A 22,340-nucleotide genomic window follows, 5' to 3' on the forward strand; every position below is an offset into this window, starting at 1 on the left:
ATGTCGCGTTCACTCAAAAAGGGACCATACGTCTACGACCGCCTCCTCAAGAAGATTGAGGGTAAGCGTCCAGAGGATGTAGGTACCATCAAGACATGGGCACGTGCGTCGGTCATCTCTCCAGAGATGCTCAACTTCACGTTCGGTGTCCATAACGGAAAGGACTTCATTGAAGTCAAGGTTACTGAGGATATGGTGGGCCACCGTTTCGGTGAGTTCTCACAGACTCGTAAGTTTACTCGCCACGGAGGTAAGATGCAGAAGGAACTTGAGCAGAAGCAGAAGCTTGCTGAGGTTACTGCTGCAAAGGCAGCAAAGGCTTCCGGTGATGCTAAGAAGAAGTAATGACTATGCAATACGCTACAGCAAAACTTTCTGCTTATCGCACCTCACCACGTAAGATGGGTCTCGTCGCAGGTCTCATCCGCGGAATGAAGGTTAAGCAGGCTACCGCAGAGCTTGAGCACCGCGCAAAGCGCGCAGCTCCAGTGATCGGCAAGCTCCTCGCATCTGCAGTCGCAAATGCAAAGGCACTCGGCATGAATGTTGAGGCGCTTCGCGTCGCGGAGATCCGCGTCGACAAGGGCTCAGTACTCAAGCGCTCAATGCCACGCGCTTACGGTCGCGCATTTCCTATCCACAAGCACACGAGCCATGTCATCATCAAGCTCGCTGAGGATGTTGCAGCTATCAAGCCAGCAACAAAGGAGACAAAGGCAGTAAAGGAGGTTAAGGCAACCAAGGTTGCAAAGACCACAGTAAAGAAGGAGGCAAAGGTCGATGCCCCAGCAAAGAAGACTGTTAAGAAGACCAAGTAATATGTCACATCACGTACATCCCTATGCACATCGTCTTGGCACCATCCGCGGATGGCAGTCACGCTGGTTCGCCGACACCAATCGTGGTGACTATCAGGCAAACCTTCGCGCAGACGTTCTTCTCCGTCAGTACATGGAGAAGCGCCTTCGCGGTATGCACATTGCAGCTATCGAAATGGAGCGCAATGACAAGCAGTGGAAGATCATCATCAAGACCGGCCGTCCAGGTTTCGTAATCGGACGCCAGGGTGAGGGTGCAACCAAGCTTAAGGCAGATATCCTCAGTAAGTGTGCTCGTTGGAAGCTTCAGGCTCCAAAGGACATTCGTATTGAGATCGAGGAGGTTCGTTCTCCAGAGGCAAATGCCGCAATCGTCTCACAGATGGTTGCAGAGGGTCTCGAGAAGCGCCTTCCTTTCAAGCGCGTCATCAAGCAGACGCTTGAGCGTGTCATGCAGACCTACGGAGTTAAGGGAGCTCGCATCGAGATCTCAGGACGCCTTGGTGGTGCAGAAATGTCACGCCGCGAATTCGTGAAGGGTGGAAATCTTCCACTCCAGACTATCCGTGCAGACGTCGAGTTCGCACGCGAGAAGGCATTCATGACTTACGGTGTCATCGGTATTCAGGTTTGGATTTACAAGGGTGAAGTTTTCGATGGAATGGAGCAGCGCGAAGAGCGCGCACCACGCCGCGATGACAACCGTCGCGATGGTCGTCGCGATAGCCGCCCTGCACGTGATTCACGCGGTCCCCGCGCACCACGAGCAGCAGGAGCGGCAGCACCACATGCGCCACGTGCTCCACGAGCAGCAGCCGCAACAACTAATTAATTCGGCCTATGTTATTTCCGAAGAAGGTTAAGCATCGTAAGTGGCAGAGTAATCGCTGGAATCCTCGCTTTACGCACACGGAGTCTCGCGGTATCACTCTCGCTTACGGTCAGTACGGTTTGAAGGCTGAGAGCGCAGCGCGCATCACTTCAAATCAGATCGAGGCAGCACGTCGCGTGCTCTCACGCACGATTGGTAAGACCGGTCGTATCTTTATCCGCATCTTCCCAGATCGTCCTTACACCGCAAAGGGTGCAGAGACTCCCATGGGTAAGGGAAAGGGAGATCCACAGGGCTTCGTTTGCGAAGTTCTTCCTGGACGCGTCCTCTTCGAGCTCGATGGAGTTGATCCAGTGCTCGCTAAGGAGGCAGTTCGTAAGGCAGGCACAAAGCTTTCCGTGCGCTCTCGTTTCGTCACTCGCGTAATCTAAATCACATATGAAGAAATACGCAGAAATTTCAAAGTTCACTCCAACCGAGATCACGAAGGAGCTTGCTGAGGTTCGCCTTAAGCTTCGCGAATTCCGTGTCGGTATGGCAGGGAGCCGCGTGAAGAACGTTCGCGAGGGCCGCACGCTCCGCAAGACGATCGCACGTTTGTTAACCGCACGTAAGGGTGCCAACTAATATGGAAAACACAAAAAAGCAATCACTCAATGGTGTTGTTGTTTCCGACAAGATGGACAAGACACGCGTTGTCTTGGTCACCCGTTACGAGCAGCACCCAAAGTACAAGAAGTACATTAAGCTCCAGAAGCGCTACAAGGCGCATGATGCAACCAACACCTACAAGATTGGTGATAAGGTGCGCATGGAGGCTATCGCTCCAGTTTCTCGCCACAAGCAGTTTGCTATCGTGGAGAAGATTGGAACACAGGACGTTGAGCAGTACCTTAAGGTGCGCGCACAAGTTCGCAACTAATTATCCGCAACATAACATTTCGAACATATGATTCAGCCACGTTCAATTGTAAAGATTGCGGATAATACTGGTGGAAAGATCGGTCGTGTCTTCAAGGTCCTCGGTGGCTCAAAGCGCCGCTACGCAGGTCTTGGTGATATCGTCGTACTTTCTATTCAGACCGCAGAGCCTCGTAAGCCAGTGAAGAAGGGTGACGTCTGTAAGGCCGTTGTCGTTCGTCAGGCAAACGCACAGCGTCGCGCCGATGGTTCATATATCCGTTTCGACGAGAATGCAGTTGTGCTTCTCGACGCAAAGGGAGAGCCTCGCGGTTCTCGCGTCTTCGGTCCAATCCCACGTGAACTCGTGGAGAAGGGATACCAGAAGATCGGTACACTTGCCCCTGAGGTAATTTAATCAATCGTAAGTACATCACTATGGCAAACTTCAAGAAGGGAGACACTGTTGTTGTTCTCGCGGGAGATGACAAGGGTAAGAAGGGAAAGATTGTCCGCATGTTCAAGGCAGATGGCAAGGCACTTGTTGAGGGAATCAACCTCAAGAAGGACCACATCAAGCCTCGTCAGGAGGGCAAGAAGGGACAGACGGTAGATAAGGCACACCCAGTGAGTCTTTCTAACTTGTCTGTTGTTGCATAAGCAACATCATTTTAAGGACTAAATCCATTGCGGAATGGTACATGTGATTCATCGCATAATCTCCGCAAAAACACATATATGGCAAAAGTATTATCTATGAAGGAGAAGGCAGTAGCTGCTTATCCTCTCATGAAGAAGGAGTTCGGTTACACGAACCCAATGCAGGCACCAAAGCTCGAGAAGGTACTCGTATCTATCGGTACAGGTAAGAATGGTCGTGGTGACAAAAAGCGCGCTGAATTTATCGTCAGCCGCCTCGCGAGCATCACTGGTCAGAAGGCATCTCCACGCAAGGCAAAGAAGTCGATCGCTACATTCAAGCTCCGTGAGGGCGAGATCATCGGTCAGCTCGTCACCATGCGCGGTGCTCGTATGTACGCGTTCCTCGACAAGTATCTCAACATCGCTATCCCACGTACGAAGGACTTCCGCGGATTTTCCGTCAAGTCAATCGACGCTATGGGTAACGTAACATTCGGCGTCAAGGAGCACACAGTGTTCCCTGAGTGTGCCGATGAGAACCTTGCAGACGTCTTTGGTATGGCAATCACGATTGTCACCAACTGTAAGACAAAGGCAGAGGCTGAGGCATTCCTCACGAATCTTGGTTTCCCATTCCGTCCTGAGGCTGAGCTTGCGACACGTCGCGGACTCAAGCGCACAAAGAAGGGTGCAACCAATATCACTCGTAGTGCAAAGAAGAAGAAATAATCTTTTTCTCAAAAAGAACCCGAATGGGTTCTTTTTGTTTTACTCTAAATTTGCTCATGTTATACTATGCAAATGAAAGTATCATCTCGCAAAGGTTTCACGTTGATCGAATTGCTCGTGGTTATCGCAATCATTGCACTCCTCTCAAGTGTGGTGCTTGCTGCACTTTCTTCCGCACGTGCAAAGGCGCGTGACGCACGACGCATATCGGATATAAGGCAGATCCAGCGCGCGGTTGATTTGTATGCTGATGATCACGGGGGACTTTTTCCGAATTCAGTGAACTTCGTTACGTTCAGTGATCCTGCATCTACGACCTCATGGGGCGCTAAGCGTCTTACGAGTTCTGGGCTTGCAACGTGGGATAGCGATTTTCTTCCTTTGCTTGCACCATATATGACGAGGCTACCGAGGGACCCAATCAACGTTGCTCCATATTCTTATGACTACATTCCGGAGGGATACGGACAGTGTCCATCCTCTGCTCCGGTCGGCAGTACAACGCGATACTCCATTATTTTCTCATCTGAGGTCAGTGTGTTCAATCTTCCGTTACTGCAGGCGCCGAATTACTCTGGAGCAGCAGGGCGATATTGTATTACACCATAAGAAAAACCCGCCGAAGCGGGTTTTGTTTATAAATAGGCAGCGAAGTTGTCCATCTCCGCCTTCGCGATTGCGCAACGACGGTAGGTGAAGAGGAGTTCGTTTTCGTCCGCATCTCCAGCGTCGAGCGCAGTCTGCTCCGCATTTTCGATTGCATGCGCGAACGCCTTGTTCTGGTCGGGCATGTGCGCTTTCGCTATGTTAATCGCACGGGGTAATCCACTTGCAATGAGTTCATTGCACGCGAGTACGAATCGCTCATTCCCGAGATGCGAAAGCAAGAGTGGCGAAGCAATGTGTTCGACTTCGGCACAGAACTGTTGCATCGCAGGAAGTTTCGAAAGCAGTGCAGAGAGGGGAAGTGTGCCTTCCTCGAAAGACTTACGTGCTTGGGTAATCATTGCATACATGACCGTCACGCTCCCGACCGGAAGGAGGGGATTTTGTGTGAATTCACGGCACGCTTCTTCGCATTTCACGAGGTCGTTCAAAAATGACTTGATGATGTGCCGCTTTATCGACACGATGAGTAGCCACGCCAGGACGAAGCAGACAAGAAGGGCGAGCTTGAGGAACATGGGGCCTCCAGGGAACTCTATCTATCCTCATACTACTCCTTGTCACTGTTGTGTCAAAATGGCTAGTGGGAAGGATATTTGCACATTTATCGAGAAACGGAGAAATCTATCTATTTGGCAAGAATTTTAGCCATAAATATCTTGACTTTTCGTCATATTTCCTGTAGATTAATCGAACGGAGAAGTCATCCGCCACTCTCCTTTTGTGCCCTCTTTGGACGCAAAAGAAGTGTTGCGCGATATGCTCCCCGTATTATTCAAAGCCACTTAGTAAGTGTGCTTATTGCTGTATGCAATCTGCATTTTTATTTAAGTAGTAATTTTACAAAGCGAGGATTTTTCGCTGCGGTTGTCGCGCTGGACCACGTGAGACGAGAGAGGTGTATACGATATACATTGACCGAGTCTCGCGCGGGAAGCGCGGTAACCCCAGCAAAAAAGTCCGCTTTCAAAGTATGGCAAAAAAATCAGTCATCGCGCGTAGCAAGAAGACTCCAAAGTTTTCTACACGTGCAGTGAACCGCTGTTTCAAATGCGGTCGCAAGCATGGTTTCATTCGCGACTTCGGTCTCTGTCGCATCTGTTTCCGTGAATTAGCAAACGAGGGAAAGATCCCAGGAGTAACTAAGTCATCATGGTAGTCACCGATCCTATCGCAGATATGTTGGTGCGTATCAAGAATGCAGGTACAGCAGGCAAGCACATTGTTGATGTCCCACATTCTGATATCAAGCTCCGCATTGCAAATGTCCTCATCAAGGAGGGATTCGTTGAATACGCAACGAAGAAGATCAAGAAGATTGGTAACCGCCAGGTACGTGTGATCGAAATCGGTCTCAAGAGTCAGGCAGGTGCACCATTCATCCGCGGTATCGAGCGTGTTTCACGTTCATCCGTCCGTGTGTATATGGGAGCCGCAGATTTGCGCCCCGTAAAGAACGGTTATGGCATCATGGTCGTCTCGACGCCAAAGGGAATTATGAGCGACTCACAGGCACGCAAGGAGCATGTCGGTGGCGAAGTCATCTGTAAGGTCTGGTAATATGTCACGTCTCGCAAAAAAGCCGTTGATCCTCCCAAAGGGAGTTGAGGCAAAGCTCGATGGTACAAAGCTTACCATCAAGGGTCCTAAGGGTGAGCTCTCACGTTCATTCCCTGCATTCGTTAAGTTCACCATCGCAGACAATGCGATCACTGTAGCTATCGAAACAGAGGAGCGTAAGGAGAAGCCAATGCTTGGAACCGCAGCAGCACTTGCTCGCAACATGGTCGTCGGTGTAACCGAGGGCTTCAAGAAGCAATTGCTTATCGAAGGTGTCGGCTTCAAGGCTGATGCAAAGGGTGACGAGCTTCACATGGCGCTTGGATTCTCACATCCCGTCATCGTTCCTGTATCAAAGGGTCTCAAGGTAACCACAGGTAAGGGTACTATCGACATCGAGGGTATCGACAAGGAACTTGTCGGTGCATTCGCCGCAGATGTACGCGCACTCAAGAAGCCAGAGCCTTTCAAGGGTAAGGGTATTCGTTACGCTGGTGAAGTTATCCGCCGTAAGCAGGGTAAGAAGAGTGCATAATGCATTCGTCTCCTAACATAAACTTATGATGAATAAAACACAGCAGAAGCAGTATAACCGTATGCGCCGTGGTAATCGTATCCGCGCAAAGGTATCAGGTACTGCAGACAAGCCACGCCTCGCCGTATTCCGTTCAGCGGTACACGTACAGGCACAGCTCATTGACGATGTGAAGGGCATCACTCTTGTAGCCGCTCATGACCTCAAGGACATGAAGGGTACCAAGATGGAGCGCGCTCAAGCAGTTGGTAAGCAGCTTGCAATTGCCGCAAAGGCAAAGGGAATCACAACAGTAGTCTTTGACCGTGGAGGTTTCCTCTACGCAGGTCGCGTCAAGGCACTCGCAGATGCAGCCCGCGATGGTGGTCTCGCATTCTAAACAGCAATACTTATATGGAAGCAAACAACAAGCCAGCAGCAGCGCCAGCATCAGCAGGTGCTCGCCCCGCAGCACGCCCATTTAGCCCACGAGGAGCAGCCGGTGCACGTCCAAGTTTTGGAGGAGCACGTGGAGGAGCTCGCGGAGGAGCAGGCGCACGTGGTGGCCGTGATGGACAGCGTGGTGGCCGTGATGGTCAGCGCGGTGGACGCATGGAGCGCCCAAAGCCAGAGTTCGACCAGAAGTCAATCGATGTTCGTCGTGTGGCCCGTGTGGTCACCGGAGGACGCCGCTTCTCATTCGCTGTAGCTATGATCATCGGTGACCGCAAGGGTCGCGTTGGTGTAGGTACAGGTAAGGCAGGTGATATCTCACTTGCTATGGAGAAGGCAGTGAAGGATGCAAAGAAGCACATGATCACTGTACGTACAACAAAGACGCATTCAATTGCGCATGATGTTCGTGCAAAGAGTTCATCTGCAATCATCGAAATGCGTCCCGCACCAGAGCGCGGTCTCGTCGCAGGTTCAGCAGTACGTAACGTACTCGAGCTCGCTGGCGTTACTGACGTGACGGCAAAGATTTTGTCAGGTAGCAAGAACAAGCTCAATATTGCTCGCGCAACTATTGTCGCTCTCTCTGATCTCCGTGCCCCAAAGAAGGCAGCGGTAAAGTCTGAGGAAGTTCTCGCAGAAGCTAAAGCGTAAATCATATGCAGTTAAACGAACTCAAGCGCACCAACGCCAACATGGGCTCTAGCCGTGTTGGTCGTGGTGGTAAGCGCGGTAAGACCGCAGGTCGCGGTACGAAGGGTCAGAAGGCGCGTGCTGGTCACCGCATTCGCCCAAACATGCGCGATATCATCAAGAAGTATCCAAAGCTTCGTGGTTACAAGTTCTCTTCAACAGAGACAAAGCCAGAAGTGATCAATCTTGCTACTATCGAATTGCATTTCGAGAACGGTGCTACGGTTTCTCCAGCAACGCTCGTCGAAAAGAAGCTCATCCGTACGTTCGCAGGTCGCACACCAGCAATCAAGATTCTTGCTACTGGTGCGCTCACAAAGAAGCTTAACGTAACAGGCTGTATCCTTTCAAAGACTGCTATTGCAGCATTTGAGAAGGCAGGCGGCACGGTTACTGTTCTCGCTGCTTAATTAACCTTGTTAACTTACGCGTATGACCAACTTCTTCAATAAGGTCCACGCGATCTTCGCGGACCCAGTGCTTCGTCGTCGAATGCTCTTCACGATCGGTGCATTGGTACTCTTCCGCCTCGCAGCATCAGTGCCTATTCCAGGTGTTGACGCTGCCCGCCTCGCGCGCGTCCTCGAGCAGAACCAATTCCTTGGTTTGCTCAATGTGTTCTCTGGTTCCGGTTTGGGCAATCTCTCTATCGTGATGCTCGGCGTCGGTCCAAGTATCACTGCATCGATCATCATGCAGCTCCTCACTATGCTCTTCCCTAAGTTGAAGGCAATGTATCACGAGGAGGGCGAGATTGGTCGTAAGAAGTTCTATCAGGTGAGTCGTTTGATCACCGTACCACTTGCACTCATTCAAGGTTTTGGACTCCTCGTCCTTCTCCAGAATCAGGGCGTCTTGGGCGCATCAACACCATTCACCTTGTTCATGAACGTGCTCATTGTGACGGCAGGATCACTCCTCCTCATGTGGCTCGGCGAACTCATTACGGAATTCGGTATTGGTAATGGCTCATCGCTCATTATCTTTGCCGGTATCGTGGAGCGTATCCCAAGTATCATTGCACAGGTTGCGGCGAACTATACCGCAGCAGACATTCCGATGTACCTCGGCTTCGCTGTGGTTGCATTCGGTGTGCTCGCATCAATTATCTTGATGTCTGAGGCAGAACGTCCTGTTCCGATTACGTATGCAAAGTCTGTTGCCGGCGGCCGCCAGGTTGGTGGTGTCGCAACGTACTTGCCACTGCGTGTGAATCAGGCAGGTGTCATCCCGATTATCTTTGCTTTGTCGATGTTCCTCTTCCCACAGCTCATTGGGGGTTTCCTCAAGGGCATGGCAAGTCCAATGGCGCAGAGCGTTGGTAATTTCTTGGTGACGTACATCTCAGGCGGTTGGGTTCATGCAATTCTCTACTTCTTGCTTGTGCTCTTCTTCACGTATTTCTACACCGCGGTCACTTTTGATCCCGATGCAATCGCGAAGAATCTCCAGCAGAGTGGTGCATTCATTCCCGGCATTCGTCCTGGAGTTTCGACTTCAGAATATCTCGCAAAGGTAGTTGCGCGTACGACGCTCCCTGGAGCAGTCTTCCTTGCAGTCATCGCCGTGTTGCCATTCGTGATGCAAAGCCTCACGGGTAACCAGGCACTTGCTATTGGAGGTACAGCAATCTTGATCGTTGTGTCTGTGGTCACCGATTTGGTGAAGCAGCTTAATGCTCAGCTCTCAATGAGAGAATACTAAAAACAAACCCCGCAAGGGGTTTGTTTTTAGTATTCCTTCCGTGTACCAAATATCCGCACTGGTCTTTTTGTCTGGGGCGACCTCACGCTTCGCCCTCCATGTACCACTGTACATTATCGGGCTCCAGCGAGGCCGCCGCAGACAAAAATACTCAGTGTTTCATGGTTGTTTATGTGTGAATAGTATTTCTACATAGTTCATTTGTTTCAGCAACAATCCCTCATTAGAATCTTAAGCATAGAAAAACCACCCCAAGGGGTGGTTTGTGCTATGCGTAGCGTGCAGAGAGCGATTCGCACATTTTGCGTGCTCTGCATTCGAGATCTTTCAGCGTCTTGACGTTGTCCTCGAGCTCGTCAAATGTTTCGCCGCTGGAGAGGTCATTGAAAAGTTTTCGAGATGCAGGAATAAGTGCAAGCGCGCTGAGAATATTTGGATCTTCCGCGCGAATTTCAGTGAAACGAGTCTGGACTATTTCATTAATGCAATGGTTGTAATGTTTAATGCGCACGATGTGTGCATGCATCATCTCGCGAAGGTTTTGTTCCCTTTGCGAGCTCGTATGCTCTGCGAGCACGTGCTTCCATGCAAAGATTGCATTGATGAGTCTATTCCACTCCTCCAGGATCTCATGGAGTTTTTTGTTCGACATATAAAATCGAACAGCAGAAATCTCTTCCCGTATCGCGTGGAATTTTTCAACGAAAGCCATGTACTGCGACTCCACAGCATCTGCGGTGGCATTGAGTGGAATCTGCCTAAGGAATTTCACTTTCGGATAGCACTCTTTGTCGTAGAATATGACGACGCTGCTGAACTCCTTTTGTGCCTCATCGCCTTTTTCTGCAATTGCTTTCTTGAGTTCTTCGCGCGACATATTCGCTTTCATGTACACCCCTTTTTCGTCTCTCTCGCCATACTGCCATAATCGTCATATATTGCAATGGGGCCAGATTATAGAGTCAGTGCTATAGTAACAAACATAGCGTAAGTAAAAGAAAAACCGCCACTATTGTGGCGGCGATTTTGTAAGTCAATGCAGATCCTCAAGTGTTCTTTTGAGTTCGTGCATGCGACCCCCGAGCTTTGTGAGTGTATGGAGGTGCTCATTGAGTCCCGCAAAAGTATGGATCCGAGGTGAGCTCACGAGATCCGACCAGTCCTTGATGATCATTGCGAAGTCGAGGATGGGCGCGGTGTCGTGGACGGTGAGCATGCCAAGTTTCTGGAGCATGAGGACGGTGATGTCAGCCTTGAGGTGGTCGACATTGCGCACCTTGTCTCCGATTTCACGACGCAGTGCTGTCTCTTGTGCGCACATTGCTTCCCAGTCGATTTCGAACACCTTGGTACTAAGCTCTTCGCAGTACTTGTGCACATCTGTGATTACCGCGCGTAGCATGCGTTTGTTTGCAGTCATAGCGTTAGCAGACCAAGGACCCGAAAGGATTTGGTGTTGCCGTTCAAGCGAGGACTTGAAATCGCGTAGCAAGTTCGCAGTCGCGGTATGTCCCTCAGCTTTGGCTTCGGCAGCTGCCGGCCTGTGCGCAGCAGCTTTTGTGATTGCTTCTTTGAGTATGTCATTTGCCCGAGTAAGAAGATCCTCGAGTTGTGTTTCGAGATACCACTTTGGTCGGTAAGTGAACCATGTAAAGAGTGTAGAAAGCTTGTGCAGCATAAGCACCTCACAGGGGGTTGTTGAAAAGAGCGTTAGTTCAAGCCGGATTTTAACACATATCATGGTAAATAGCAAGTTACTACACACATAGCTTCCGAATATTACGAGTGAAAAAGCCCGCTGAAGCGGGCCTTTGAAGTACGGGTTGTGCTATTTGGCTAATCCGTCAGTGTAATTCGTGACGAGATGGATACATTCGGTGATGAGCACCTTTGCATTTTCGATTGACTCGGAGAGCTTCTCGAGCTCTGCAAAGGTGTGCAGTCGACCACAGTGTTCGATGCCATTGTAGATCTCGAATGCTATGGCGATCTTCTTGAGAATGAAGGGCTCCTTGCGCAGGATCATTTGCAGTCCGAAGTCGAGATGCTTGGCAAGTTCATTGCGCAGGCAAAGAGTCTCGCTGTAGCGTTCGCCGATGAGGCGGCGCAGAGCGATCTCGGGTTCAGGGTCGGCCTCATAGGGTTCCTTGAGTTCCTGGAGTCCATTGAGCGTCTTGATGAGGCCCTTGATATGCTTGATGGACTTATGGAGAATCGTGCGGCTTTTCGCATCGAGTAGTTCGATGAGGTCGCTACGGTAGACTTCCCAGTCCTTAAACATCGTGTCGATGGGCTTGGTCATCTGGCTGGCCGTTGCGGAGTGACCCGCATCAAAAAGCTTGTCTGCCGCGGCGTAGTAGGGAATAAGGCTTACTTTGGTCTTCGCCATGGCAAGATTCGCCTCGCCAACAAGATCCTCGATCTCGTTACGGAGTGTGCAGCTCAGTTTGTACATGTAACCTCCTTAGGTAACCGTACATATATTAACATAGTATATTATGTTTGTCAATGTTAAAGGATTATAAAAATAGCCATAAATATGGCTATTTCTTTAATCATTTGTTGTCTTGAAGACCATTGCGATTATAGCATTATGGACCTCCTCGATACTCTGCTCTCCATTAATCTCTATGAAATCGTAGTCACGGTCGCGGCGGTAATGTTCAACAACAGGGAGGACATCACTTTCGTACCACGCAAGGCGTTTCTCAATAGCCTCTTTCGTATCATCGGCACGGCCCTCTTCCTTTGCGCGGCCGAGCATGCGGGCGAGTGCCCAATCATGAGAAACGTTCATATAGATGACAACAGGCTGCTCACGCTTGAAGAACTTCAGTGCAATGTCGAGATTCTGTTGTTCATTCATTGAGCGTGGTGAGCCGTCGATAATGAGATGCTCATGTCCATGGAGATTTGCAATAAAGGTATTGGACCAGATCCACATTGCGAGGAAGTCGGGCTGTCGTTCGCCATTATTCAGCGCATCACGAGAGATATTTGCAGCGTACGTATTTCCTTTTACGAATTCTCGGAAGTAGTTTCCTGATTGATGATAGAAAATTTCACAACCTGGGTCTTGTTCTCTTAGGTAGTTCTGTAGCAGTTTGACTTGAGTACCTTTACCACAGCCTGATGGCCCGATAAAGATGAATGTTCGTTGCGGTGTATTCATAGGAATATCATAGCATAAATACAAAAAGAAAATGCAGGATGGACATATGTTTATGAAAAATAACAGCCAACTTGTGTAATTGGCTGCTATTAGTCTCCGAGGCGATACGCACAATACCATCCGCCTTCGCTATCACATGGACCATATCCGCAACACGCGCTTACTCCTACACCCATGCAATCTGCATCGGTCCACGGAGTTTCTTCTGGTCTCCATGCAATGTATTTTCCTGTACTTATGGCGACGGTGCAGCCCGCATTGATCTGCCCATCGATATACATATAGTGGTCGCCCCACCCACGTTTCGTGTCGGGGTCCTTGGGAATCGTAATGTAGGTGCTGAGAATATTTTTGAGAAATGTATTTCCGGGTACAGCGCGGTCTCCCCAGCATGTAGTTGCATCAGTTTCTCCAATACAGAACCCATCACCCACAACGGGAAGAGTTCCTGAAGCGTCCTCAACCATTCGGAATGCCATTTCGAGTTGGTGAATATCCGCAAGTCTTCGCGCATTGCGCGCCTTCACCTTCGCGCCCTTGAGGCTTGCAAGTACAACTGATGAGAGGAGTCCGATAATTGCTATCACTACAAGGAGCTCGATGAGAGTGAAACCCTTGATCGTTGAAGCACGATTTTTTCCTACGCGTGCTACGTCATCTTTGCTACTTTCATTTCTGCGAACCATTGAAATATTATAGCAGATACATTTGGTGCCGCTGGGGATGTTATTTATTATCCATATTTCGCTTGTGAAAGCAGATTTCGGTCATAGCAAATGATGCTATACTATTTATATGAACAATGGACGACGTGGCTTTACATTAATAGAATTACTGGTCGTGATTGCGATTATTGCGTTACTTTCAAGCGTGGTGCTTGCCTCACTCGCAACTTCGCGTGCAAAGAGTCGTGATGCGAAACGTCGCAGTGACCTCGATCAGATTCGTATCGCACTTGAGATGTATTACGATGCAAAGGGGAAGTATCCTGAGGCAGCCGACGGAAATTGCTCCGCAGTCGATGGACGTAGTTTCCAGGCAGGTGGTTGCTTGCTCGTGCTTGTTAGTGGCGGATATATTTCAAAGCTTCCTGCAGACCCACTCGCAACATCGACCGACCCACTCTATCGTTATGATTCGTGGTGTGCGCTTCCTCCTCCTGCGCAGAATAGCAATCAGCGTTATCGCTTCATCGCGAACACCGAATTGCCTGCGGGTGGCCTGGCGAATAATCTCTGGGCGGACAATCAAATCATGGTTGCCTCATGTGCGGATCCAAAATAATCGGATAGAATTCGTGTTTTGTGCACATAAAAGAAAAAGCGAGAGCACTCGCTTTTTTTGCATCTTTTTGATAGTATGGGCAAATGTCTTTAATAAAGTCTCCAGGTGAAATAGAACTACTTCGTGAGGGCGGTAAGCGTCTTGCGAAGGTTTTGCGCATGACGCGCGACTATATCAAGCCAGGTATGACGACTCGTGAGGTCGATGCCTATGCCGAAAAACTTATCCGAGATATGGGGGACACTCCTCCATTCAAGAACTATCAGCCACGCGGAGCTCGCAGGCCTTTTCCCGCAGCACTGTGCATTTCGGTCAATGATGAGATTGTGCACGGCATTCCCGGTGACTATGTCATCAAGGATGGCGATGTGGTCAGTATCGATCTTGGGCTGACCCATAAAGGGCTGGTGACCGATCATGCACTCTCAGTAATCGTAGGTGATGCTCCACAGCGTGTAAAAGATCTTTTGCGCTATACCGAGGAGGCACTTTGGAAAGGTATTGATGCTGCGAAGATTGGAGGACATATTGGTGACATTTCTGCAGCTATTGAAGAAGTACAGATTAAGCATAAATACGGAAATGTGCGCGAATTAGGTGGCCATGGTGTTGGCCACGGAGTGCACGAAGATCCTTATGTGCCTAATTACGGACGCAAGGGTACGGGCCCTCGACTCCAGCAAGGGATGGTGCTCGCGATTGAACCAATGTTCATCCTCGATGGCACTGAGGATATTCGTCAGATGCCTGATGGTTGGACCATAGTGTCGCATTCTGGCGCTACTGCCGCACACTTCGAGCACACAATCGCTTTTACCGATAAGGGTGTCGAAGTCCTTACAATGGAATGATTGAAAAAGACCCCTTGGGGTCTTTTTGTTTGCACACAGGAATTTTATTGCACCTATGTTGCACATGCTATAATTATAATGCGCGCTTGCGCCCATTTAAAATTTAATTCTTCTCCATGATTAAACGTGCACTCCTTGGTTGCGGCACTCTGCTTCTCACATTTTTCACCTTGCTCTCCATGAGTCAGGTAGCATCTGCCGCGGTAGCTCCAGTGATTACTCAAGTCACACCGCTCAGTATTCCCGGTGGTGAACCTGCGGTCATCACGGGATCGGGTTTTGATTCTCATTCTGTTGTGTTATTTGGAAATTATGAAGTAGTCCCTAGTGCTTCAAGCCCAACGGTACTTTCATTTAATACTGTGCTCGGCATGACGTGCGGCGGGGATTACTATGTCCAGGTCAAGCAAAAAGATACGGGTGTAGTGAGTAATCAGTTCCTTGTACATTTTGTGAAGCCTCTCCCTGTCGATCCTCCAGAGATTAATGTGACCAATAGGCCATGGCATAAGCTTCCTCCGGGATTTCGCATGGTGATTGACGGGCCCGGAAACACCTTCGGGTGCGGACAGGGTGTACGTCCAAATTTTGGCCCCGGCCTGAAGATCGTCTTCGATGGTAATACAGCTGCGGCCATCACTCCGACAATTGATGATCTTACGCTAGAAGTTGTTCTTCCGACATCGCTTGCGCTCGGCAACCATTACATGCAGGCTTTATATAATGGACATTTGAGTAATAAGATTAATTTTGATATTGCCGAGCCATATGCGCTCAAGACACCTATACTTCGCACGCTGAAGATCTATTCAAACGGTGTGATAAGCGATGTCACTTATAACAGCGATAATATCCAAACTGATTATATTGAGGTCGTTGCAGACAATCTGCAGCGTGGCACAACAGTGCTCACGGATGTGCAAGTATGGCTTGATGGAAAGAAGCTCGATACTGCGCAGTTTGCAGGTGGTGACCCACAGCCATTCATTTTCAATATTCCCAAAACGATAACTGCAGGGACGCATCAAGTTTCAGTTTATAATCCGAATGACACCAATCCGTCTTTACCAGGAGCTGAGAGTAATAAGCTGCAACTCATCGTGCGCAACGATGCGGATCGACCCGCAATGATTTCTGGAGTTGGTGCAAATTTTGCAAATTGGACTTTCGTTCCTATTGATAAAGAAGGAGCTACGATTCGCGTCACTGGACGAATATATCCTGACTCAGTAGCTATTATTGATGGTGTGAAGCAGCCAAGTGAGTTTTGGTCACAATATTATGTGCTCAATGTACCTATTCCTGCGAGCTTAAATGTTGGTACTCATAAAATTCGCCTTGGCAGCAAGAATGACAATAGAGCATTAAGCAATGAGATGACTTTTGAGGCAAAGAAACTTGCCGACATGACTCCTGACGATAGTAATTTGCCAAAGATAACAACGGTCGACCCAATCCGTGCTTTGCAGGGTCAGGCCATAGTTATTCATGGTGAAAATCTTAGCTGCAGCTCTTTCGTAATGTTCAGCAACATGCGCGTGACCAGCTCGGGGTGCGCGACTACTGCAGCGGGAGTAAAGTTTGCTGTTCCAGCAACTACTCCAAATGGTAGCCACAGTATCGAAATGTCTGATCCTTCGACAGGTAAGAAAACGGATGCAGTATGGATTACAGTGGGGCAAACAAGCGGTCCAGGAAGTACCAATCAAACTGGTGATAGTAAACGTACCGATACAGTTCGTCTCGGACAAGTGCCATTCCCTGTGCTTACTACGGGTACGAGTGGCGCAGGTGCGCAGCAGTCTATCAGTGATTACATTGCAAAATTGCGCGCAGACATGCAGCAGCGTGCAGCTGCTTCAAGGCAGAATGCAGCAAGTAGTGCAGTATCTGCGCCACGCACAATTAATCCCCCAATGGCAGATAAGAAGTTGGAGGCATGCGTAGGCATTGAGCGAAGTCTTGGATTGCGCTCAAAAGACGCAAAAAACAGTAGTGATGTGACAATGCTCCAGAGTTTCCTTGTCGCTGGTGATTATCTCAAGGCAGAGCCTACGGGATACTATGGCGCACTTACTGCAAAGGCGGTGAAGAGTTTCCAGAAAGCCAATGGTATCAGCCAGACGGGAACGGTTGGTCCGCAAACACGAGCGAAGATCAAGAGTTTCCTTTGCAATTAGCATTATCGAAAAACCATCTTGCGCTTGCGAGATGGTTTTTCTTGTATAGACTATAGGTATGAAGAACTTACCGATAGAGGAGTTCATTGTGCTCCAGAAGAAAGGTGCACTCCCTATGGATGCAGTCGTCATTGATGTGCGCATGGATGGGGAGTATGATCTCGAGCATCTTCCCCATGCAATAAATATTGACGTGTCGCATCCGAACTTTATGCATGCTGTGCAGAAGCTCGATAAAACAAAACCGTATTATCTGTATTGTGCAAGCGGCGGTCGCAGTCAGGTGGCGGCACAGATGATGTCTGCAATTGGGTTTACTGATGTCACCAATCTCGAAGGCGGCATGATGGTATTATAAAAACAATCCCCGAGGGATTGTTTTTTTACATTTTAGCAAACGATGAATCGGTATGAAATCAGTCGCTTAAATACCAAATTGGTTTACAGGAAGAGTCTGTTGCTGTACAGGTACCTGCTGATAGTAGTATCCACCCATCATGCCACGGCCCTGTCCGTAGTAGGTGTTGCCTCCACGCATCATTCCGCTGCGGTAACCATAGTCACCATAACCATTCATCATGCGTCCATAACCGAACTCTCCGCGGAATTCACCAACCTTAACGCCGAGCCAGAAGACGAAGAGGAGCATACCGAGTAAGAGAACGATGCGGAGCACGCGATGCTTATTCCACGCACAATGGCCATGCATGTGGTCGTGACCATGCATCTGTTCGCTCATCGTTCCATCATTGTGATGATGATCGTGATTACAAAATTCACACATAATATGAAAATATTATTATTGTTAATGTGTACACCGCAGTGGCGGCTATGACTCTATTATATGCCAATACTGTATATATGAAAGTATTAGGTGTGAAGAACTCATGAAGAGAGGCGATAATTGACAATTACATGCTCTAGGTGCAGGCTAGATGCAGCATATTGTTCCTGGAGGCGGTGATGCAGCAAGTCTATGTCCTTCTTGGAAAGAGGCTTAGTCACGAGAGGTATTTGCGCGCAAAAGGAGATAATCCCAACGCTTGGGCGCTTCACCCGGATGCGCAACTACGTGTCGATGCACTCGCGGCAATCTGTCGAGAGGCACCTGTGGATCTACTGGTGTGCAGTGGGGGAGAGACTGCAGGCTTCGGTCTTCCGAGCGAGGCCTACTCGCTTTCGCGAGGATTCCTTTCTTCGGATTTTGGACCACGGTGTCCGAAGATCCTCCTTGATGAGGAGTCGCTGAATACTGCGGAGAACGCGCAGTGCGTGAAGCGTCTTCTCCTGGACGTGCAGTACTTTACCTTGCACATCGTTACGAGCGGCTACCATGTGGCTCGCGTCAAGAAAATCTTTGCTGCACAGCATCTCAACATCGAAGTGCTTTCTGCGGAGGATGTCGTCGCCAACCTCGTCCCCGAGCGTAGGGCAGAGATGCTCACGTACAAGAAGAGCCTCCATGTGCGGCTTGAACGCATTCGTGAGTGGGTGAGTCGCAGACTTTCCCCGAGACTTCTCACAAAGCTCGCTCACTATTTCAGATAACACAAAGGCCCAGTGATGGGCCTTTTCTTAATTTGTAAAAACAGAGAGCGAATATATCCTATTTAACTGTGGATTGCATGGGGATAGGAAAGCTATTGTGTGCAGCATCATTTGGCGTCGCATGAGCGCAATAAGGTAGGTTCGACCTACGGCAAGAGATGATATTTTTGGGATTTTAAGCGCTTAAAATGGAAAATTTTCTAAAGGACAGAAATATCCATATTTTTGGGCGTATTTCTTCAAAAAGTCTTCTTGACAGTATTCTGTATTCTGCTATACTCGTCATCAGCTCAGAAGGAATTTGGAGCGCAGAAATCGACCCGAAAGGGAAAACGAAGACTGTGAGAAAATTGCTTGACAATTTTCCGAATCCGAATATACTTGAGAGCACCTGAAATATGTTTACTACGAAATAAGAAACGCCACTGCTCGGACGCCTTAAACAGGCAACCGCGCGAACCGCGCTTTTTTTATCGCAAAACATGTCGGGTACGAACTTTGAAAACTGAATCCACTGATGATTGTGAGGAGATGAGTAATCGACTTACGTGAATCATACAGTGTAACAAAAGGTGTAATCATTGAGCAACACTCAGAGAAGCGCCCTTCTAAAAAAATTAGTCGAAAGACTGGTCTTTTCGTCGGAAGGCTCGCGAAGAACTGAGAAAAAGTAGGTTATGCAGTAATGCATAGCCCACTCGATAAAATGTTGCGGTTATGGTTTCTTATGTTCCCAATGAACATAAGGGCGTATGGTGGATGCCTTGACTGTAAGAGGCGATGAAGGACGTGGCATAGCAACGATATTCTTCGGGGAGGTGCGTAGCAACCTTTGATCCGGAGGTCTCCGAATGAGGCAACTCCTGTAGTTTTAAGACTACAGATCCTGCAGTGCAGGAAGCGAACCTGGTGAAGTGAAACATCTCAGTAACCAGAGGAAAAGAGAACAAATGTTATTTCCGGAGTAGCGGCGAGCGAAAGGGAAAGAGCCCAAACCTGTATGCGGCATAGAGCGGATGAGTAATCGTTCGTTCTATGCCATGTAGAGGGGTTGTAGGGCGAGAGCGGGGGTAACCCGTAAAGTCAAAAAATAGTTATATAACTGAACGAGCTGGAAAGCTCGGCCCTAGACGGTGATAGCCCGGTAGGTGAAATGTAACTGTCTTTATGGCTCTCGTACCTGAGTACTCCAAGACACGAATAGCTTGGAGGAATCTGCCAGAACTAACTGGTAAGGCTAAATACTACTTACAGATCGATAGTGAACTAGTACCGTGAGGGAAAGGTGAAAAATAGTCCGGGAGGACGGTGAAATATTTCTGAAACCATATGTCTACAAGGAGTCAGCGAGGTCGTAAGACCTCCATGGCGTGCCTATTGAAGAATGAGCCAACGAGTTAATGTATGCGGCCTGCCTAAAGGAGTTCGTCCTGGAGGCCAAGGGAAACCGAGTATGAATAGTGCGAATTGTCGTATACATTAGACCCGAAGCGTGATGAGCTACCCATGAGCAGGGTGAAGTTCGTAGAAATACGAATGGAGGCCCGAACCGGTTGAAAGTTCGACATCATCGGATGACTTGTGGGTAGGAGTGAAAAGCTAATCGAATTACGTAATAGCTGGTTCTCTCCGAAATATGTTTTGGCATAGCGTCTAGAGTACCCTCTGGGGGTAGAGCACTGGATGGGCTGAATAGGGAGCAATCTCGTCAATCCAATCAAACTCCGAATACCAGAGATTAAGTTTCTAGGCAGTAAGACTACGGGCGCGAAGGTCCGTCGGTCAAAAGGGGAACAGCCCTTGATCGCCAGTTAAGGTCCCTAAATCTATACTAAGTACAATTGTAAGGTGGTGGGTTTTCTTCGACAGTGAGGATGTTGGCTTAGAAGCAGCCATCATTTAAAGAAAGCGTAACAGCTCACTCACTAAGAGAACCTGCGCCGAAGATAAACGGGGTTAAGTATAGTACCGAAGCTGCGGGTATGTCACTTTATTCGTAAAGTGGGGTACGGTAGGAGAGCGTTCTGATCCGCATTGAAGCTGAAGGGGTAACCCACAGTGGAGCGTTCAGAAGTGAGAATGTTGGCACAAGTAACCGCAATGGGGGTGAGAAACCCCCACGCCGAAAACCTAAGGTTTCCTATTCTATGTTAATCAGAGTAGGGTTAGTCGGTCCTAAGGGGATGACGATAGTCGGACCCGATGGACAGCAGGTTAATATTCCTGCACTTCGCGTATGTGCGATGGAGAGACGAAGGGTTGTATGTAAGGCCTCTTATTGGATTGAGGTCGCTTATGTGAGGATGTCAGATAGGAAAATCCGTCTGGCGCGTATCCGAGCATAGTCGCAAATTGGGGGTTCGCCTCCTTTGAGCTTACAAAGCACGCTTCCGAGAAAATCTTCTAAGCTTCAACATACGTGGAACCGTACCGAAAACCGACACAGGTGGGTAAGTCGAGAAGACTAAGGCGAACGAGTGAGAGGTCCTCAAGGAACTAGGCAAAAAAGCAGCCGTAACTTCGGGATAAGGCTTGCCTCTAGCAATAGAGGCCGCAGCGAAAGTATATCAACCAACTGTTTAACAAAAACACAGCTCCCTGCGAACTCGTAAGAGGATGTATAGGGGGTGACGCCTGACCAATGCCGGAAGGTCAAATATTGGTGGTGATGGGGTAACCCTGAGCTGACCGATATAAGCCCCGGTGAATGTCGGCCGTAACTATAACGGTCCTAAGGTAGCGAAATTCCTTGTCGGGTAAGTTCCGACGCGCACGAATGGCGTAATGAGTTGATAACTGTCTCGAGGACTCGCTCGGTGAAAATACAATGGGGGTGAAGATGCCCTCTACCTGCAGCTAGACGAAAAGACCCCAGAAGCTTTACTATAGCTTGATATTGAATATAGGTGTTCTCTGCGTAGCATAGGTGGGAGAGGTTGAAGCGTAGGTTTCGGTTTACGTGGACTCGACAGTGAAATACCACTCTTTGATAATTTATATTCTAACCTGGACGGAAAAAACGTTCGGAGACAGTATCTGGTGGGTAGTTTAAGTGGGGCGCTTTCCTCCTAAAAAGTAACGGAGGAGTCAATTAAGGTTAACTAGGCGCGAATGGACACCGTGCCGATAGTGCAATGGCATAAGTTAGCTTAACTGTAAGACGTAAGTGTCACACAGACGCGAAAGCGGTGCATAGTGATCCGACCATCCGCATTAGACGCGGTGGAAGCACATCTGATAAAAGTTACTCTGGGGATAACAGGCTAGTTCCGTCTAAGAGTCCATATCGACGACGGAGTTCGGCACCTCGATGTCGGCTCATCTTATCCTGGGGCTGGAGAAGGTCCCAAGGGTTTGGCTGTTCGCCAATTAAAAAGATACGCGAGCTGGGTTCAAACCGTCGTGAGACAGGTTGGTTTCCTATCTGCTGCAGGCGCAGAAATTTGAAGAGATTTGACCCTAGTACGAGAGGACCGGGTTGAACTGACCTCTGGTCTACCAGCTGTCACGCCAGTGGCACCTGCTGGGTAGCTATGTCGGGAAGGGATAACCGCTGAAAGCATCTAAGCGGGAAACCCACTCTAAGATTAGATTTCGTTATGAGACTCGTAGGAGATTACTACGTTGATAGGCTTTAGGTGTACGCACAGTAATGTGTTCAGCCGAGAAGTACTAATTTGTCCATTTATTGGGAACATAGGGAGTCATGCGGACGAACTATGTTCTGAAACACGCAACATTTTCGACACGATTTAATCGTGATAGTTGCTCAATGATTACACCTTTTGTTAAAG

At 48.9% G+C, this 22,340-nt stretch carries 29 protein-coding genes and 1 rRNA gene; 23 read left to right on the top strand and 7 right to left on the bottom strand.

What is annotated here, in order from left to right; translation table 11 throughout:
- The 10 genes from rpsS (at position 1) to VJ579_02525 (ending at position 4,530) form a co-directional block, all read left to right on the top strand.
- Positions 1 to 345, top strand: a complete 345-nt coding sequence (gene rpsS, locus VJ579_02480) for a 30S ribosomal protein S19 (GenBank protein ID HXK37909.1) — start codon at positions 1 to 3, stop codon at positions 343 to 345.
- Entirely contained in the window at positions 345 to 818 is a 474-nt protein-coding gene (rplV, locus tag VJ579_02485) for a 50S ribosomal protein L22 (protein HXK37910.1), read from the top strand. Before rpsS ends, rplV begins: the two co-directional genes overlap by 1 nt.
- A gap of 1 nt (position 819) precedes the next feature.
- Complete coding sequence (gene rpsC / locus VJ579_02490) at positions 820 to 1,650, top strand: 30S ribosomal protein S3 (GenBank protein HXK37911.1); 831 nt, start codon at positions 820 to 822, stop codon at positions 1,648 to 1,650.
- 8 nt (positions 1,651 to 1,658) lie between these two features.
- Positions 1,659 to 2,081 (top strand): 50S ribosomal protein L16, encoded by a 423-nt coding sequence (rplP, locus tag VJ579_02495; protein ID HXK37912.1) that lies wholly within the window; start codon positions 1,659 to 1,661, stop codon positions 2,079 to 2,081.
- Positions 2,082 to 2,088: 7 nt separating this feature from the next.
- Positions 2,089 to 2,277 carry a 50S ribosomal protein L29 gene (gene rpmC / locus VJ579_02500; GenBank protein HXK37913.1) on the top strand — a complete coding sequence of 63 codons (189 nt, stop codon included), beginning with the start codon at positions 2,089 to 2,091 and terminating at the stop codon, positions 2,275 to 2,277.
- 1 nt (position 2,278) lies between these two features.
- Positions 2,279 to 2,572, top strand: coding sequence for a 30S ribosomal protein S17 (rpsQ, locus tag VJ579_02505; GenBank protein ID HXK37914.1), 294 nt, complete (start codon positions 2,279 to 2,281; stop codon positions 2,570 to 2,572).
- Positions 2,573 to 2,599: 27 nt separating this feature from the next.
- Entirely contained in the window at positions 2,600 to 2,968 is a 369-nt protein-coding gene (gene rplN / locus VJ579_02510) for a 50S ribosomal protein L14 (protein HXK37915.1), read from the top strand.
- A 20-nt stretch (positions 2,969 to 2,988) separates the two neighbouring features.
- Positions 2,989 to 3,210, top strand: coding sequence for a 50S ribosomal protein L24 (gene rplX / locus VJ579_02515; GenBank protein HXK37916.1), 222 nt, complete (start codon positions 2,989 to 2,991; stop codon positions 3,208 to 3,210).
- Positions 3,211 to 3,288: 78 nt separating this feature from the next.
- On the top strand, positions 3,289 to 3,921 hold the full coding sequence (gene rplE, locus VJ579_02520) for a 50S ribosomal protein L5 (protein ID HXK37917.1): 633 nt from the start codon (positions 3,289 to 3,291) through the stop codon (positions 3,919 to 3,921).
- Between the two features lie 72 nt (positions 3,922 to 3,993).
- Entirely contained in the window at positions 3,994 to 4,530 is a 537-nt protein-coding gene (locus VJ579_02525) for a type II secretion system protein (protein ID HXK37918.1), read from the top strand.
- 26 nt (positions 4,531 to 4,556) lie between these two features.
- Here the strand turns inward: VJ579_02525 and VJ579_02530 are convergent, their stop codons facing one another.
- Entirely contained in the window at positions 4,557 to 5,105 is a 549-nt protein-coding gene (locus VJ579_02530) for a hypothetical protein (GenBank protein HXK37919.1), read from the bottom strand.
- A gap of 455 nt (positions 5,106 to 5,560) precedes the next feature.
- Here VJ579_02530 and VJ579_02535 point away from each other — a divergent pair, with 455 nt between their 5' ends.
- Genes VJ579_02535 through secY form a run of 7 tightly spaced genes read left to right on the top strand, consistent with a single transcriptional unit; the run spans position 5,561 to position 9,511 of the window.
- The gene (locus tag VJ579_02535) at positions 5,561 to 5,746 is read left to right on the top strand and encodes a type Z 30S ribosomal protein S14 (GenBank protein ID HXK37920.1); all 186 of its coding nucleotides are present in this window, start codon (positions 5,561 to 5,563) and stop codon (positions 5,744 to 5,746) included.
- Complete coding sequence (rpsH, locus tag VJ579_02540) at positions 5,740 to 6,147, top strand: 30S ribosomal protein S8 (GenBank protein HXK37921.1); 408 nt, start codon at positions 5,740 to 5,742, stop codon at positions 6,145 to 6,147. The genes VJ579_02535 and rpsH overlap by 7 nt, the downstream gene beginning before the upstream one ends.
- A 1-nt stretch (position 6,148) precedes the next feature.
- Positions 6,149 to 6,682 (top strand): 50S ribosomal protein L6, encoded by a 534-nt coding sequence (gene rplF, locus VJ579_02545; protein ID HXK37922.1) that lies wholly within the window; start codon positions 6,149 to 6,151, stop codon positions 6,680 to 6,682.
- Between the two features lie 25 nt (positions 6,683 to 6,707).
- Positions 6,708 to 7,061: a 50S ribosomal protein L18 gene (gene rplR / locus VJ579_02550; protein HXK37923.1), complete on the top strand. Its 354-nt coding sequence runs from the start codon at positions 6,708 to 6,710 to the stop codon at positions 7,059 to 7,061.
- Positions 7,062 to 7,075: 14 nt separating this feature from the next.
- Positions 7,076 to 7,768: a 30S ribosomal protein S5 gene (locus tag VJ579_02555; GenBank protein HXK37924.1), complete on the top strand. Its 693-nt coding sequence runs from the start codon at positions 7,076 to 7,078 to the stop codon at positions 7,766 to 7,768.
- Between the two features lie 5 nt (positions 7,769 to 7,773).
- Positions 7,774 to 8,217: a 50S ribosomal protein L15 gene (gene rplO, locus VJ579_02560; protein HXK37925.1), complete on the top strand. Its 444-nt coding sequence runs from the start codon at positions 7,774 to 7,776 to the stop codon at positions 8,215 to 8,217.
- 22 nt (positions 8,218 to 8,239) lie between these two features.
- On the top strand, positions 8,240 to 9,511 hold the full coding sequence (gene secY / locus VJ579_02565; protein HXK37926.1) for a preprotein translocase subunit SecY: 1,272 nt from the start codon (positions 8,240 to 8,242) through the stop codon (positions 9,509 to 9,511).
- Positions 9,512 to 9,779: 268 nt separating this feature from the next.
- On the opposite strand, the gene VJ579_02570 is transcribed toward secY, so the two are convergent.
- The 5 genes from VJ579_02570 to VJ579_02590 form a co-directional block, all read right to left on the bottom strand.
- Positions 9,780 to 10,400 carry a hypothetical protein gene (locus VJ579_02570; GenBank protein ID HXK37927.1) on the bottom strand — a complete coding sequence of 207 codons (621 nt, stop codon included), beginning with the start codon at positions 10,398 to 10,400 and terminating at the stop codon, positions 9,780 to 9,782.
- 144 nt (positions 10,401 to 10,544) lie between these two features.
- Positions 10,545 to 11,189 carry a hypothetical protein gene (locus tag VJ579_02575; protein ID HXK37928.1) on the bottom strand — a complete coding sequence of 215 codons (645 nt, stop codon included), beginning with the start codon at positions 11,187 to 11,189 and terminating at the stop codon, positions 10,545 to 10,547.
- Between the two features lie 150 nt (positions 11,190 to 11,339).
- Positions 11,340 to 11,966: a hypothetical protein gene (locus VJ579_02580; GenBank protein HXK37929.1), complete on the bottom strand. Its 627-nt coding sequence runs from the start codon at positions 11,964 to 11,966 to the stop codon at positions 11,340 to 11,342.
- Between the two features lie 96 nt (positions 11,967 to 12,062).
- The gene (locus VJ579_02585) at positions 12,063 to 12,683 is read right to left on the bottom strand and encodes a nucleoside monophosphate kinase (GenBank protein HXK37930.1); all 621 of its coding nucleotides are present in this window, start codon (positions 12,681 to 12,683) and stop codon (positions 12,063 to 12,065) included.
- Between the two features lie 89 nt (positions 12,684 to 12,772).
- The gene (locus tag VJ579_02590) at positions 12,773 to 13,369 is read right to left on the bottom strand and encodes a type II secretion system protein (GenBank protein HXK37931.1); all 597 of its coding nucleotides are present in this window, start codon (positions 13,367 to 13,369) and stop codon (positions 12,773 to 12,775) included.
- Positions 13,370 to 13,478: 109 nt separating this feature from the next.
- Here VJ579_02590 and VJ579_02595 point away from each other — a divergent pair, with 109 nt between their 5' ends.
- From VJ579_02595 to VJ579_02610, 4 genes are all read left to right on the top strand, one after another.
- Positions 13,479 to 13,967, top strand: coding sequence for a prepilin-type N-terminal cleavage/methylation domain-containing protein (locus VJ579_02595; protein ID HXK37932.1), 489 nt, complete (start codon positions 13,479 to 13,481; stop codon positions 13,965 to 13,967).
- A gap of 83 nt (positions 13,968 to 14,050) precedes the next feature.
- Positions 14,051 to 14,818 (top strand): type I methionyl aminopeptidase, encoded by a 768-nt coding sequence (map, locus tag VJ579_02600; GenBank protein HXK37933.1) that lies wholly within the window; start codon positions 14,051 to 14,053, stop codon positions 14,816 to 14,818.
- A 116-nt stretch (positions 14,819 to 14,934) separates the two neighbouring features.
- Positions 14,935 to 16,998, top strand: coding sequence for a peptidoglycan-binding protein (locus VJ579_02605; protein ID HXK37934.1), 2,064 nt, complete (start codon positions 14,935 to 14,937; stop codon positions 16,996 to 16,998).
- 58 nt (positions 16,999 to 17,056) lie between these two features.
- Entirely contained in the window at positions 17,057 to 17,356 is a 300-nt protein-coding gene (locus VJ579_02610) for a rhodanese-like domain-containing protein (protein HXK37935.1), read from the top strand.
- A 66-nt stretch (positions 17,357 to 17,422) separates the two neighbouring features.
- Here VJ579_02610 and VJ579_02615 read toward each other — a convergent pair whose 3' ends face one another.
- Entirely contained in the window at positions 17,423 to 17,782 is a 360-nt protein-coding gene (locus tag VJ579_02615) for a hypothetical protein (GenBank protein HXK37936.1), read from the bottom strand.
- A gap of 179 nt (positions 17,783 to 17,961) precedes the next feature.
- Between VJ579_02615 and VJ579_02620 the strand changes: the two genes are divergently transcribed.
- Together VJ579_02620 and VJ579_02625 are read left to right on the top strand one after the other, a co-directional pair.
- A complete protein-coding gene (locus VJ579_02620) occupies positions 17,962 to 18,546 on the top strand; it encodes a YdcF family protein (protein ID HXK37937.1) in 585 nt (194 codons plus the stop codon).
- A 730-nt stretch (positions 18,547 to 19,276) separates the two neighbouring features.
- Positions 19,277 to 22,243, top strand: a 23S ribosomal RNA gene (locus tag VJ579_02625).
- The last annotated feature ends 97 nt before the right edge of the window (positions 22,244 to 22,340 follow it).

Source organism: Candidatus Paceibacterota bacterium, assembly GCA_035583355.1.
GTDB lineage: Bacteria > Patescibacteriota > Minisyncoccia > Phycocordibacterales > UBA6899 > JAJZQJ01.